Raw genomic sequence first — 1,030 nt, 5'->3', positions numbered from 1 at the left:
CGGTGCTCGCCGGGGTGCGGGCCATCTCCGGGAACCTGGGGCTGGTGCGGGCCCTGCACTTCCCCAGAGCCTCGCTGCCCGTCTCCTTCGCGCTCCAGCAGCTCCAGCAGCTCCTGTTCTCGATGATCGTGCTGGTCGTCGTCATGGTGGCCTTCGGCAGCCTGCCCACCCTGTCCTGGCTGCTCGTCGTCCCCGCGCTGCTGCTGCAGTTCGTGTTCAACACCGGGCTGGCGCTGGTCTTCGCGCGGATGGGCAGCAAGACGCCCGACCTGGCCCAGCTCATGCCGTTCGTGCTGCGCACCTGGATGTACGCGTCCGGCGTGATGTTCAGCATCCCGGCGATGCTGCACGACAAGGACGTGCCCACCTGGCTGGCCGACGTGCTGCAGTGGAACCCGGCGGCGATCTACATGGACCTGGTCCGCTTCGCGATGATCGACGAGTACGGCTCCTCCTACCTGCCCCCGCACGTGTGGGCGTTCGCGGTGGGCTGGGCGCTGCTGGCCGGCGTGATCGGCTTCGTGTACTTCTGGAAGGCAGAGGAGAAATACGGCCGTGGCTGACAGCAGCGACACCAGGATCCCCACGGTCGTCGCCGACCGCGTCGACATCGTCTACCGGGTCAACGGCACCGGCGCCGGACGCGGCTCCGCCACCGCCGCCCTCAACCGCATGCTGCGCCGCAAGCAGACCGAGAAGGCGTCCGGCGTGCGCACGGTGCACGCCGTGCGCGGGGTCTCCTTCGTCGCCTACCGGGGCGAGGCGATCGGGCTCATCGGCACCAACGGCTCGGGCAAGTCGACCCTGCTCAAGGCCGTCGCCGGACTGCTCCCGGTGGAGAACGGCCGCATCTACACCGACGGCCAGCCCTCCCTGCTCGGCGTCAACGCGGCCCTGATGCGCGACCTGACCGGCGAGCGCAACGTCCACCTCGGCGGGCTCGCCATGGGCATGTCCCGCGAGGAGATCCGCGCACGCTACGACGAGATCGTCGACTTCTCCGGGATCAACGAGAAGGGCGACTTCATCC

2 protein-coding genes are annotated in these 1,030 nt (G+C 69.1%); both read left to right on the top strand.

What is annotated here, in order from left to right; genetic code table 11:
- The coding region (locus tag B7767_RS33280; protein ID WP_179167387.1) for an ABC transporter permease at positions 1-563 on the top strand (563 nt) is incomplete at its 5' end.
- Positions 556-1,030: ATP-binding cassette domain-containing protein (locus tag B7767_RS48575; protein WP_256923656.1), on the top strand; the 475-nt coding region annotated here is incomplete at its 3' end. The genes B7767_RS33280 and B7767_RS48575, both read left to right, overlap by 8 nt.

Origin of the sequence: Streptomyces sp. 13-12-16 (assembly GCF_002114215.1) — a bacterium.
Lineage (GTDB): Bacteria > Actinomycetota > Actinomycetes > Streptomycetales > Streptomycetaceae > Streptomyces.
The sequence above is the reverse complement of the archived record's forward strand: the minus strand, read 5'-3'. Positions and strand labels throughout refer to the sequence as shown.